Source organism: Alteromonas sp. AWJ4_199, from assembly GCF_056159165.1.
The window spans coordinates 339,202-351,636 of sequence record NZ_JBSWUR010000002.1 but is presented as its reverse complement, the minus strand read 5'-3'; the positions used below and the strand labels follow the sequence as shown (position 1 = coordinate 351,636).

At 41.8% G+C, this 12,435-nt stretch carries 13 protein-coding genes; 5 read left to right on the top strand and 8 right to left on the bottom strand.

Going from position 1 to position 12,435, the window contains the following annotated elements:
* The first annotated feature begins 36 nt into the window (after positions 1-36).
* From ACXAER_RS16485 to ACXAER_RS16475, 3 genes are read left to right on the top strand one after another with little or no spacing between them, the layout of a single operon-like run.
* Positions 37-606 (top strand): hypothetical protein, encoded by a 570-nt coding sequence (locus ACXAER_RS16485; RefSeq protein WP_474831145.1) that lies wholly within the window; start codon positions 37-39, stop codon positions 604-606.
* A gap of 38 nt (positions 607-644) precedes the next feature.
* A complete protein-coding gene (locus ACXAER_RS16480; RefSeq protein ID WP_474831143.1) occupies positions 645-2,063 on the top strand; it encodes an O-antigen ligase family protein in 1,419 nt (472 codons plus the stop codon).
* A 30-nt stretch (positions 2,064-2,093) separates the two neighbouring features.
* On the top strand, positions 2,094-2,504 hold the full coding sequence (locus ACXAER_RS16475) for a 3-phosphoshikimate 1-carboxyvinyltransferase (protein ID WP_474831141.1): 411 nt from the start codon (positions 2,094-2,096) through the stop codon (positions 2,502-2,504).
* A 78-nt stretch (positions 2,505-2,582) separates the two neighbouring features.
* Here the strand turns inward: ACXAER_RS16475 and ACXAER_RS16470 are convergent, their stop codons facing one another.
* From ACXAER_RS16470 to ACXAER_RS16450, 5 genes are all read right to left on the bottom strand, one after another.
* On the bottom strand, positions 2,583-3,338 hold the full coding sequence (locus tag ACXAER_RS16470) for a VpsP family polysaccharide biosynthesis protein (protein ID WP_474831139.1): 756 nt from the start codon (positions 3,336-3,338) through the stop codon (positions 2,583-2,585).
* A gap of 3 nt (positions 3,339-3,341) precedes the next feature.
* Entirely contained in the window at positions 3,342-4,070 is a 729-nt protein-coding gene (locus tag ACXAER_RS16465; protein ID WP_474831137.1) for a tyrosine-protein phosphatase, read from the bottom strand.
* Between the two features lie 9 nt (positions 4,071-4,079).
* The gene (locus ACXAER_RS16460) at positions 4,080-6,296 is read right to left on the bottom strand and encodes a GumC family protein (protein ID WP_474831135.1); all 2,217 of its coding nucleotides are present in this window, start codon (positions 6,294-6,296) and stop codon (positions 4,080-4,082) included.
* Between the two features lie 26 nt (positions 6,297-6,322).
* The gene (locus ACXAER_RS16455) at positions 6,323-6,784 is read right to left on the bottom strand and encodes a polysaccharide biosynthesis/export family protein (RefSeq protein WP_474831133.1); all 462 of its coding nucleotides are present in this window, start codon (positions 6,782-6,784) and stop codon (positions 6,323-6,325) included.
* Between the two features lie 83 nt (positions 6,785-6,867).
* The gene (locus ACXAER_RS16450; protein ID WP_474831131.1) at positions 6,868-8,073 is read right to left on the bottom strand and encodes an outer membrane beta-barrel protein; all 1,206 of its coding nucleotides are present in this window, start codon (positions 8,071-8,073) and stop codon (positions 6,868-6,870) included.
* A gap of 680 nt (positions 8,074-8,753) precedes the next feature.
* Here ACXAER_RS16450 and ACXAER_RS16445 point away from each other — a divergent pair.
* A complete protein-coding gene (locus ACXAER_RS16445) occupies positions 8,754-10,208 on the top strand; it encodes an undecaprenyl-phosphate glucose phosphotransferase (RefSeq protein WP_474831129.1) in 1,455 nt (484 codons plus the stop codon).
* 394 nt (positions 10,209-10,602) lie between these two features.
* On the top strand, positions 10,603-10,974 hold the full coding sequence (locus tag ACXAER_RS16440; RefSeq protein WP_474831127.1) for a glutathione S-transferase N-terminal domain-containing protein: 372 nt from the start codon (positions 10,603-10,605) through the stop codon (positions 10,972-10,974).
* 151 nt (positions 10,975-11,125) lie between these two features.
* Here the strand turns inward: ACXAER_RS16440 and rplT are convergent, their stop codons facing one another.
* The 3 genes from rplT to infC all read right to left on the bottom strand — a co-directional run bounded on the left by rplT (position 11,126) and on the right by infC (position 12,356).
* A complete protein-coding gene (gene rplT, locus ACXAER_RS16435) occupies positions 11,126-11,482 on the bottom strand; it encodes a 50S ribosomal protein L20 (RefSeq protein ID WP_012518092.1) in 357 nt (118 codons plus the stop codon).
* Positions 11,483-11,500: 18 nt separating this feature from the next.
* Positions 11,501-11,698 carry a 50S ribosomal protein L35 gene (gene rpmI / locus ACXAER_RS16430; protein ID WP_012518091.1) on the bottom strand — a complete coding sequence of 66 codons (198 nt, stop codon included), beginning with the start codon at positions 11,696-11,698 and terminating at the stop codon, positions 11,501-11,503.
* Between the two features lie 118 nt (positions 11,699-11,816).
* A complete protein-coding gene (gene infC, locus ACXAER_RS16425; RefSeq protein ID WP_179985174.1) occupies positions 11,817-12,356 on the bottom strand; it encodes a translation initiation factor IF-3 in 540 nt (179 codons plus the stop codon).
* Between the last annotated feature and the right edge of the window lie 79 nt (positions 12,357-12,435).

The following is a 12,435-nucleotide window of genomic DNA, read 5'->3' as shown; positions in this document are numbered from 1 at the left end:
AGAAGCTAGCCCGATGTATTTATTGAAGGATAAGGTATGCGTAGCAACATTTTATTATCTGTGCTTTTTTGCGCTTTTATCGCTGTCTCAACAATTTCTTTTGCTCAAGAAGAAAACGTTCCGGGCTTGCAGATAAGAAGTATCTTACTGGCAGACATTGAAAAAGGTGTTGCCGTTAAACAGGCCGCTTCAGAAATAAGTCAGACAGTGCTCGACGAAGGCATGTTTTTTGATGCAGCCGGTTTAACCTACCTAACCGACAACAATGCCGAGTATCAATCAATGGTGGCGCTTCTAAATGATAACGCTAGCGGATTTGAAATCGCAATAGCGGGTTTTGGTGAAATGCCCGAAAAACCATCAGAAGTTGTTACCATCGCTATATTGATGTTTCCTGAAAGCGCCGATGAAATTTATAACATTGCGCTTCAAATGCAGGTTATCACAGAAGAAGATGCGTTACTGGCGGTTATCAACGCGGGTATTGACCCAAGTACATTAACAGCTACGGCAGCAGGTGGAGCGGGCAATGCTTTTTCACCGCTAGGCGTAGGCACTGGTGCAGCAGGTGCTGGTGGCGGCGATACCACGATTTCAGCTAACTAAGTAAGTTATACTCAAGTTTCACAACTAGCGCTTTGTAAGTGGTTATATTTAATTTTCAGAAAACCGAAAAGTTTCTTTTCGGTTTTCTTTTATTTACCTTATTTTGGCTTCCCCTATCGTTAGGCGCTAACCGCCCTTGGGCATGGGCACTAATGCAAATGTCGTTTTTTTTTATTGGCGGCATATTGTTAATTACTCACCAATCGCTCCTTTCAAAGCTATATGTACAATATAAATCGCTAGTATTTATTTGGCTGGCGTTCTTAGCTTGGCAACTTATTAATATAGTCCCCCTCCCCTTTTTTGTCGTTGAAGCTATTCGCCCAGAGCGGGTTCATATTCTACTGAACGAATATATGGGGCAGTTAAAAGATATAAAGTCACAATGGCTTTCGTTAAGTTTCGATGTTGGGCAAAGCGACATAACGTTTTTTAAATCCCTGGCCTATTGCTTCTTGTTCTTTATTTCGCTAACACTTATTAACACGGCTAAACGCCTTAGATATACCTTAATAGTGATAAGTGCTGCTGGAGTTTTTCAAGCTATTTATGGCTCACTAGAGGTTTTGTCTGGTTTAAAATACAGTTTGGTTTTTAAACTTCCTGTTTCTTACATTGCTACTGGAAGCTTTGTTTATAAAAACCATTACGCTAACTTTCTACTTCTTTGTCTAAGCGCAGCAATTGGCTACATGATAGCCAGCCTGCGTATACAAGTAGGTTCTAGCCATAGAGAGCGATTACGCCGAATAGTGCATTTTTGGCTAAGTAATAAAGTACTGTTTCGCATAGGTATTATTATTATGGTTATTGCCTTAGTTATGTCGCGATCGCGCATGGGTAATAGTGCGTTTTTTATCGCTATGACTATTACAGCTACATTAGGTCTAATCTATTTCAAACCCCGCCAAAAAAACTATGTTGTCTTATTTATTAGCATGTTAGTGATAGATATTCTTATCGTAAGTAGCCTTTTCGGCCTTAAACAAGTTCAGCAGCGCCTTGAGCAAACAAATTTAGCACAAGAAAGTAGAGATGAAGTAATTACTGACGCGCTTCCTATACTTAATCAGCACGGCATTTTGGGAACAGGCGGCGGTACTTTTTATACGGTATACCCACAGTTTCAAAGCGACACTATCCAACACTTTTACGATCATGCCCATAACGAATACCTTCAGTTTACTATTGAGTTTGGTCTAGTCGGTGCTGCACTACTTGCTGCATTGGTATTGCTGTGTTCTAAAAGCGCATTAAGTGCCATTCGCCATAGACGTCACCCGTTACCAAGAGGTGTTGCCTTTGCCAGTGTTATGGCTATTATCGGCATGGCTTTACACAGCACCGTCGACTTTCCTCTACAAGCACCGGCAAACACAGCTATATTTATAGTGCTACTAGCGCTAGGTGCGCTAAGCCGCGATATTTCTATGGGAAGAAATAAGGTAAGTAAATAAGTACTGTCTTAACAAGATAAGAGGCTCTGCGTGGTATTGAAGATTAAGCGACCGATAAAAGAAGAACCTAATGTACAGCATATGCTCACACGCATGCCTAAAGACGTAGCCGATTCTTTTACCGATGATCAACTGTTTCACTTAAATACCGCACTCGCTGGTCGTCGCTGGGGAACCCATAAGGTTGATGTAAGAGGCACTATAGGGCTATTACGAAGCCGGTATTATTTTGTTTTGCTAGCGGGACGAGACAAACGCGACCTTTCACGAACTGAAAGTAGAATTGGCAAGCTGGTAATGGCAGCCTTTATTGCACTATTTCTGTGTGTGTCCCTTGTGGTAGGGTTAGTGCTTCTTTATATATTAAAAAGTTGGCTTGGCATTAACTTATTTGAAGGCTTTTCTCTAGGCTTATGGGACTGGCTGAAGGGCAATGGTTAGCTGGATAACTTATATGCCCGAAATGTTTTTTAAATAGCCCTCACAGGTATCAAACAACACGTTCTTAAACAAAGTCAATTAGTCGTAACTTATGCAATCTGGAATTCGTTTTCTTACTGGGTAACTGGCATCACGTAACCATCTACAAACGGTTTCATTAGCTTTGTAATTTTCAACAGTTTTTAGCACATAATCTCTACTAAGAGGGTTTTGAATCCCTAAATCTAAATGGTGCTTCAATAGGTCTTTGGTTTTAACGTAGTGAATGGATCTAGAGTTAAACATCTTTAAGCCAAACTCTACTATAAACTTGTGTACTATAGCGTCCTGAGGACCTACTCTCTTCGCATTTTCAAGGTATTCATAAAATACACTATCTATTTCATCTTGCTGAAGTTTTACCGAAGCTAGTCCAACCCAACTACCGCTCCAAGTCGGTCTTAGTTTCAGGCTTTTTTCGTAACTAGCCGCTGCTTTTTGAAGATCAGATATCTTACTTTGCGAGCCAGCATTCATGCTATATACGCTTTTTTCTCTCATTTTGGTAATGGCCTTCCACTCGAATAACTGGCCTTGCATTTGATAGTACAACGCATTATCGGGGAAGTAGGTAAGAGCTTTGTTGATTCTATTTATGGCGTAATTAACCTCCTGTGTCGAGGCTTTCTCTGGAGACAATTGCCATATCTCAATATCATTTTTTACGCTGTAGTACGCGTTCCCCGCTTTAAATAACTGCATACTCCATACGAAGCTGTATCCAGCAATTAAAAGCATTATCCATTTAATCATCGCTCTGGGCTCTGTAAGCAAGTTAAGTAAACGGTTATACATTATTTACTCGCTATCACTCGTAACCGACACAATCGCACCGGGCCTTGTGATAAAAACCTCGTTAGCAAACTCAGTACTGAATTCAGACACTACCTCAAAAGCTGCCTTCATGTCATTAGGGCGGCGAATAAGGTCGTGGGTATCTGACGCTACAACATGAAACGCTTTCCTTTCCATCATAGTTAACGCGAACCTTTCTACTTTCTCGCCAAAACGCCCTGTTAACGCGCCTGCAGTCACTTGGAACATGCACCCTAAGCGCTGCAACCAATTAAATTTATGCTGTTGAGCTAAAAGTTCTCGGTTACGTTCCGGATGAGCAATAAGTGGCTGTACATTATTCTTTAAAAGCCATTTAGTAAGCGCATCTAACCCTTGTGGTATATGACTATGTGGCATTTCGAGTAAAAGGATATGCTTGCCATTGTAATGGCCTAAAAAAGGTAGAGCGTTTTGCTTATACCAAACAGGAATCAATTCGTTTACACGAACTTCCGCGGCATAAGACAGAGAAAGTGGAATAGATGCGTCAACAACTGCTTTATGGAATTGCTTAAAAGCGTGCTCAATGGAGCTGGAAGTGTTGTCAAAATAACCTTTATGAATATGAGGTGTGCAAACCATATGGCGAACTCCGCCATCTACAGCCTGCTGTGCCATTTCTAAGGCTATATCTAACGACCTGGCACCATCGTCGATGCCAGGTAATATATGGCTATGTAGATCTATCAATAAATACTGCTAGCTGTTTTTATGACTGGTATATCCGTATTGGTCATAAAAACCAGCATACCTTTGTGCTGCTCCTGATTTGCGTAAGTCTACTTGATTTAGTACCACGCCATCAAGACGATGACCTACTTGTAAGAAACGAGATAGCCCATTATTGATTAGCTTTTCGCTGGTACTGTCGGCACGTACAACGTAAATTACCGAGTCACAAGAGTTCGCTATAACCATAGAATCACTTACCGCTTGAGTAGGTGCCGTGTCGATAACCACGTATTTGTATTGGGTTTTCAACTGTTGAATTAGTTCGTTGAAACCTTTGTCTGATAATAATTCTTGTGGGTTAGACGGAATTGTACCCGCCGACAAAATATCAATATTTGATTCTTCATCTCTTACTAAGCACTCATCGAAAGTATGCGATTTTAAAATAAGATTTGCTACACCTGGCTGATAGTTAGGAATATTGAACTGTTTTCCAACACTAGGTCGACGCAAGTCTGCATCAATAAGGATAGTCTTATCTAGCTGCCCTAGTGCAAATGCCAAGTTAATAGAAACCGTAGTTTTACCCTCTTTAGGTACACTTGACGTTACCATTATTGCCTGTTGTTCCTTATCTAAGTTTAACAAAGACAAACTGGTACGTAGGGTACGAACAGATTCGGCAAACTGATGTTTTTTCCCATCAAAGAAAGAGCGCACTGGCAAGTCGGTTTTCTTTTTATGCGGTGACCAAGGAATTAAGCCAAGCATACGCTGCCCTAGTTTACGCTCTACGTCCTCAACAGAACGTATACCGCTATTAAGTGTTTCCATTGCAATAGCTAAAAATACGCCAAAGCCCACGCTAAAAACAAAGGCAGCACCAATTAATAGCTTCTTATTCGGTTTGGAAGGTATATATTTTGGCAAAGCAGAGTCAAGCACTCGTGCATTGGCAGATTCGAAACCACCTAATTCGTCGGTTTCCTTTAAACGTGTAAAGAACGAGTTATATAGCTGCTGGTTTATGTCAACTTCTCGCTGAAGTGCTTTGCGCTGATTATCTAGTGCAGATAGGCTACGGAATTCGGCTTTCGCTCGCGTCACCTCTCTTTCCAACTGTTCAACCCTGTCTTCAGATACTTCATATTGAGTTGTGATACTTTGGATAAGATCACGTACCTGGCCGCTCAAAGTTTCTCTAATTGATGAAAGTTCTGCATTAGCAGCAATCATACGCGGGTGTTTGGGGCCAAATACGTTGCTCAGTTCGCTAACACGCGTCATCGCTTTAGCTTCGTCACGACGAGCGTCTCTTATTGTCGGGTGATTAAGTACTTCAGGTAAACGAGCAATATCGTCTAGTGAGACGTCATTTCGTGTTTGCTTGTAAATAACTGCATTTAATTTAAGTGCAGTTTGCGCATCCAACAATTGTTTACTTAATTGCTCTAGTTCTTCAGAGGCTAAACCAACAACACCATCAATGTTTACTACTTGATTTTCCTCGTAGAACCTTGCCAAATTTCGTTCAGCAACATCTAACTTTTGCTTCAAGCCTTCTAGACTATCAGTAAGGAATGAGGTTGCCTTAGCTGTCATATCTAACTTAGCTTGAAGGTAGTTCTCAATGTATACGTCAGCAACCGCGTTAGCTAAATCTGCTGACAACTGCGGAGACTCGGTTGTTACGGTAATGCGCATCACCTGGGTATTATCAACCATTTCAACAGATAAAGCGCTCATTAACATAGATGTAGCTTTGCGCTTTTTAGCCGCTAAAACCTGCTCATCCGTGAGGTCTTTCGGTTCTTCCTGAGGCAAAAAAGGCAGTGCTTCCAAAAGACTAACCTTAAGTTTGTCAACAACTCCAGGCTCTTCCTGCGCGGGCATAAAGTCTTCATTAGTCCACAGCGAAAGACTTTCAACAGTGCGCTCTGCAATTTGACGAGATTGAAGTATTTCAAACTGGGTTTGCATATAGTCTTTGCGCTTTGTATCCAAGCCGTAGACTTCTTCAATTGAAACCACGTTTGCTTTGTCAGCTTCGACTAAAATAGTAGTGGTAGAGGTAAACATGGGCGTCATACGCATTACAAGCAGTGCCACTAGTATTGTGAACGCAACTGCTAGCGAAATAATACGAAATGCGTAACGCTTTATAATTCCAAGATAGTGAGCAATATCGATGGTTTCATTTTCAAACACACCGGCATTCAACTCTTCCCTGCTATTTACTGCCATTTTTTTTCCTGAACGCTACGTATAGATTAAAAGAAACGCTGATTGATGGTGATAATGTCACCAGGCTGGATCATATCGCTTACTGTTACAGTGAACTCGTTAGTTCGACCGTCTTTTTCTCGAATAATAGTGATTTTGTCACGTGCAGCGCGCTCAGTATAACCACCAGCTAAGGCAGCGGCTTTGTTAACCGACAAGCCAGGCTGGTAAGCGTAACCACCGGGGCGTTTCACTTCGCCGTCGATAAAAAACGGGCGATATTCTACAATGGCAACAGATACAGACGGGTTAATGAGGTAATCCCCAAGCAACCCATTATAAATGAGTTGTTCAACCTCAGCGGCTGTCATACCTACCAGTTTAATTTCACCTAAAAATGGATAGTTAATAGTTCCTACATCGGGTAAACGGACCTCCATAGAGAGGTCTTCTTGACCGAAGACGCTTATTTGTATTCTATCACCAGAGCCTAATTGATATTGGCTCATACTTAGGTTGCCTTCTTGGGCTATAGCAACATTAGAAAGAAACAAAGAGCAAATAAAGAAGAAACTAACAACTACACCTATCTTCACAACGTAACCTCTGCAGATAATCCTACTACGCTTCTATCGTAACCAATAAGTTCTCTATTACTGTCACGATCAGCCAATTGGTAAAACAACGAGAACCTCAAATAACGACGCGCCTGATAATCTAAAGAAGCAGAGTAACGCATTAATTCGTCATCACGATTCTCTATACCTTCGTCATCAAGTACATATTCGTTCGTATCACGGGTAATGCTAACAGAGGAACTTAGGCGTTCTAACCACTCGTGTCTCCAAGAAGCAGAATAATCTCTGCCTCTAATAAAGTTTCCTTCACCGTTTGTTTCTCGAGTATCTGCACTGGTCGAGAAACGAAATGTTGAATATGAAACAGGTTCCCATTCCACACCAACTTCCCAGTCTGTGCCATAAAAGGTACTTCTGGAGGCAGATTCAAAATCTTTTTCTTTGTATCCTACTTTTGCAAAACCAGTAGTAGCAGCTGTCGACTCCCACCTCACACCAAGCAGAATGCGTGTTTCGTCACTGTCACGAGTTTCAATTCCAATTTGATTGTCGTATCTAACATAAGTCTGTGTTACGTCAAGAACGGCCGTAGTTGCCGAACTCACTCTGTATCCGAACTCTGCACCCACTCTATTCTTCACACGGTCTCGAATTAAATAAGCTTGCTCAGACCTATCATAATCAAGGGTTTCGCGATTTGCTTTTACCGTTAATGAGCCTTCTGATGTGACAGCTCCATACATATACTCGCCACCGAAGAAGGTACTTTTATATCTGTCCGGAGTAGTAATAGCTGTTCCAAGACCTAACGAAAAACCAGTTCCTCGATCTTCATGACCATCTTCATATTGTGCTAGCGCGCTTACGCGATGGCGGCTGCTTATATCGAAGTCGCCCGACGCCTCAATAAAATGGTCAGTGTAATTGTCATTGCTGCTAGAGAAATACTCGCCTCGCTCTAACCTGTAACCTAATTGAACTGGGTTGCCATCTACTTCTGTCGCGGCAATTAACTCAGGAGAAAGCGTAGCGCGCCAACTGTAGATTTCTGGGTCATCATCTCGAGCATAGGCGACGTTATCTACGTAAGCCATCGACGACGAAAATGAGGGTATTAAATCGAATTGCCCAGCTTGAATTCGCCCGGCTTCTTGAGCATACAATGTCGGCGTGGCGCAAACTACCGACAACGCTGTAATGCTTTTGGTCCATTTTCTCATGATTTTTCCTTTCTTCGACGACCTTTGTGTAAAATATAATGTGTTTTGAGACATGGTTTCTTCAAAATGAATTCGCCCTATGCTCACTTTTCCTCAAAGTGAGCATTCTTTGCAGTATTCTCGCTGTTGTTACCGAGATTCTGAAAGAAACCCTCCTAAGCATGCAATAGACGCGCCGCTTTTAAATTCTTTCAACACTAACTGATTGCATATGAAGCTAAACTCCATAAGATGCTTCAGAACCTAGTTCTGTGCACATTACTAACTTAAATATGATGAAAAATGTTACTTACGCTTTGTTTCATCTATGTGTCTGAATGTTGCGCTATAATATAATGCTATCTCATTTAAGTAATTAATGAAAAGTGATCTATACATATTCTACTTGTTTTGCACCAAATTAGAACGAAATATATTGCTGATTGTAATAAAATTACAATCAGCAAAGAATATTGTTATCATTGATACGTACAGTCTCGAATCGAGTGAGTAAAACCTCGATAATACTAGGCAACCTCAACTCCTTTGACGTTGCCTAGACGAGGACAGGCATCAATATTGCTTAAAAAAGAAATCAGCATAATTTGTCTTTACTGCTTTTCTACAGATACGTCATGGCATGTTTTAAACAACCAACAGTATTCGCTAAGGGCATCGTATTTCACTTAGAGATAACCTAAATGGACAATAGAGTAGAATCTAACAAAGCGTTGAAGGCTCACCCTGTAGAGCCTAGCACGAGTGGGGGCTTGGTGGTTCGAAACCAAAGCGGCTTCTCTACTATTTACAGACTTATCGATCTTTCGCTAGTCACTATTCTCTATTACTCGTCTGCCGGCTACTATGGAACCCAGATAGACACCACAAGCTTAATTCTGCTTTTTATTAATGTTATCTGTTTTCAGATATCAGCTGAAGGTGTTGAGCTTTATCGTTCTTGGCGAGGACACAGAACGCCTGAAATGCTACGAGCTGCTGCAATAACTTGGACTTTGAGCGTTCTCGGCACCATGTCGTTGGGGTACTTCTTTGTTCAAGAAATTAAAACTCCCCCTCCAGCAATTCTATTATGGTTCGCTTCGTCATTTGTTGTACTAATAATGTGGCGTTTTGTAATGCGTAAGTTTTTATTTCGCATTCGTAAAAGTGGTTTGAACTCACGTCGCTCTATTATTATTGGTGCTACTCAACTTGGTGCAAACGTCGCTCTTCAGATACAACAAAACGAGCATTTGGGTATAAAGTTCAACGGGCTTTTCGATGACCGAGAACCTGAAAGATTACCACACGAAATGCAAGGTGCGGTGTTAGGGAATATAGAAGCAGCCATAGAGATGGCAAAGCGCAATGAAGTTGATTACATCTACATTGCCCTTCCGATGAGTGCAGAAAACCGCATTCGCAGCATTTTAGAGCAATGTAGCGACACCACAGCTAACGTTTACGTTATCCCTAACTTTTTCATGTACAACCTATTAAATGCCCGTTGGCAGACAGTAGGTAACGTACAAGCGCTTAGCGTTTATGACACCCCGTTCCAAGGCGCAAGTGACGTATTGAAGCGCCTTGAAGATATTGTTTTGAGTACCTTAATTTTAATGCTTATATCACTCCCTATGTTAGCGATTGCGGCCGCTGTTAAGCTTACGTCCAAAGGCCCTGTAATTTTCAAACAAAAGCGTTACGGATTAGACGGTAAGCAAATTACGGTTTATAAATTCCGGTCTATGACCACGCAAGATAACGGAGCGGTTGTAAAACAGGCCACTAAAAATGACGCGCGTTTAACTAAGATTGGTGGCTTCTTAAGAAGAACTTCTTTGGATGAACTTCCGCAGTTTATCAACGTTCTGCAAGGCCGCATGTCGATTGTAGGCCCTCGCCCACATGCGGTGGCCCATAACGAAGAATACCGAAAGATCATTACTGGCTATATGCTGCGCCATAAGGTTAAACCTGGAATTACAGGTTGGGCACAGGTGAATGGCCTACGAGGTGAAACTGAAACAACGAACAAAATGGTACAGCGCGTAGAATACGACTTAGATTACATACACCGCTGGTCTATTTGGTTTGATATCAAAATTGTATTTATGACCGTATTCAATGGCTTTATTAATAAGAACGCCTATTGATAACGTACGCTAACATTTCACAAAAGCGGCTGTATGCCGCTTTTTCTATGCCCTTAACTATAAAACCACTTAATTGCGGTTTGAGGAAGCGCCAGCGTTACTATCGATGACGCCCCTAAGCTAGTTACTGGCCTGTCTTTTACAAAATAAAACTTGGTAGCTGTTTGGCCGCCCGAGATATGAAAATCTCTTAAGGGGCCTTACGAGCGTTGCTTTTTGGAAAAGGTGCTATCGCCTAAATTAATCGTTAACTTATCAGTATGAGCCGTTGCGATTTACCTTTTCGCTATGATTCAACACTTAGCGCTTATTCACATTTCCCTTCACATAGAATCCTATATAGAAATTTTGCTATACTACGCCGCTCTATTTCTCAACCTATAAAGACATAAAATTGCGCTTATTCATTTCCCTAATTCGTAACGCACTTGGCGGAGTTATCGCCTCACTTGATATAATAACTCGTGGCAGAAAACTTAAACGATTACCACAAGAACAACAGCAAGTCGAAAAAGCCGTACAAGAATTCACACTTTATCAATTTTTTGCATGCCCTTTTTGTATTAAAACACGTCGCGCTATATATAAAATGAATTTGCCTATTAGCAAACGCAGCGTATCTAATGGGTCACCGCATCGTGATGAATTGGCGCAAGGCGGCGGGAAAGTACAAGCCCCTTGCCTACGCATACAAACCCCGGAGAAGGATATTTGGTTGTACGAGTCTTCAGAAATTATTAAATATTTGCAGCAACGTTTTCAGTAAGTTGTCTATCTTCGCCGATTGAAGGAATACAAGATTGGCGACAAGGTAAATTTGCTTTGAAGAGAGTGAGTTATCTAAACCCCAAAAACGAAAAAAGGCGAGCATCCTGCTCGCCTTTTTCCGAAAGAACTTAAACTTAATTAGTTAATAATTAAGCTAATGCGCCTTTAGCCGCTTCGACTAGTGCGCTGAAAGCTGCTTTGTCATGTACTGCGATGTCGGCAAGGATCTTACGATCGATTTCAACAGACGCTTTCTTCAAACCGTTAATGAAACGGCTGTATGACATACCATTTTGACGTGCAGCAGCGTTGATACGTGCAATCCATAGTTGACGGAATTGACGCTTGCGCTGACGACGGTCACGGTAAGCATATTGACCAGCTTTAGTTACAGCTTGTACCGCTACGCGATATACACGTGAACGTGCGCCGTAATAACCTTTTGCCTGCTTGAGGACTTTTTTGTGACGAGCACGTGCGATAGTGCCGCGTTTTACTCTAGCCATTAATCAGTCTCCTAAGTCTTATACGTAAGGCAACATGCGCTGAACCAATTTGGTATCAGAATCATGAACCAGTTTTTTGCCACGAAGGTGACGTTTACGCTTAGAGCTCTTCTTAGTCAGAATGTGACGTAAGTGAGACTGTTTGCTTTTAAAGCGGCCAGAACCCGTTTTCTTGAAACGTTTGGCGGCACCGCTTACAGTTTTCATTTTAGGCATTGCTAAAACTCCGCATTGTTTAATATCGGTATTTTTCGTGTTGCAGTCACTTCATACCGGCTAATGTTTAGCAGCAAGGTGTTTAAGGGTGCAGATTCCTTAAAACTTTAGACCGTTACTACTTCTTATTTGGGGCTAGCACCATGATCATCTGACGGCCTTCCACACGACGTGGGAAAGACTCGCAGGTAGCGATATCTTCCAAATCACCTTTAACGCGATTTAGTAGATCGATACCGATGTCTTGGTGCGCCATTTCACGACCGCGGAAGCGGATCGTAACTTTGGCTTTATCACCACCTTCAAGAAAGCGACGCAGGTTGCGCAGTTTTACCTGGTAATCGCCTTCATCAGTGCCAGGGCGAAATTTAATCTCCTTGACCTGAATTTGCTTCTGTTTTTTCTTCTGCTCTTTCTGAGCTTTACTTTTTTCGAAGAGGAATTTGCCATAGTCCATAACTTTACAGACTGGCGGCTCGGCATTTGGACTGATTTCTACTAGATCTAGGCTCGCTTCTTCAGCGGCACGCGTAGCATCTGCTAGCGAAACCACACCAACCTGTTCACCGTCTTTGCCAATTAATCTTACTTCTCTGGCTTTAATCTCATCGTTAATGCGGGCTTTGTCGCCCTGAGCCTTGTTGTTAGCGCCTTTAATGTGCTATTCCTCCAAACATTTAATTCTTTTGTCTGCTTCTGGGATGGTCGGTTGACCTAAAGTAAAACCAAAAGCAGAC

What these genes read in the sequence shown, in the direction of transcription:
- ACXAER_RS16485 (WP_474831145.1), top strand. Translation starts at nt 37, where the DNA reads ATGCGTAGCAACATTTTATTATCTGTGCTTTTTTGCGCTTTTATCGCT.
- ACXAER_RS16470 (WP_474831139.1), bottom strand. Translation starts at nt 3,338, where the DNA reads ATGTATAACCGTTTACTTAACTTGCTTACAGAGCCCAGAGCGATGATT.
- ACXAER_RS16460 (WP_474831135.1), bottom strand. Translation starts at nt 6,296, where the DNA reads ATGGCAGTAAATAGCAGGGAAGAGTTGAATGCCGGTGTGTTTGAAAAT.
- ACXAER_RS16455 (WP_474831133.1), bottom strand. Translation starts at nt 6,784, where the DNA reads ATGAGCCAATATCAATTAGGCTCTGGTGATAGAATACAAATAAGCGTC.
- ACXAER_RS16450 (WP_474831131.1), bottom strand. Translation starts at nt 8,073, where the DNA reads ATGAGAAAATGGACCAAAAGCATTACAGCGTTGTCGGTAGTTTGCGCC.
- ACXAER_RS16445 (WP_474831129.1), top strand. Translation starts at nt 8,754, where the DNA reads ATGGACAATAGAGTAGAATCTAACAAAGCGTTGAAGGCTCACCCTGTA.
- rplT (WP_012518092.1), bottom strand. Translation starts at nt 11,482, where the DNA reads ATGGCTAGAGTAAAACGCGGCACTATCGCACGTGCTCGTCACAAAAAA.
- rpmI (WP_012518091.1), bottom strand. Translation starts at nt 11,698, where the DNA reads ATGCCTAAAATGAAAACTGTAAGCGGTGCCGCCAAACGTTTCAAGAAA.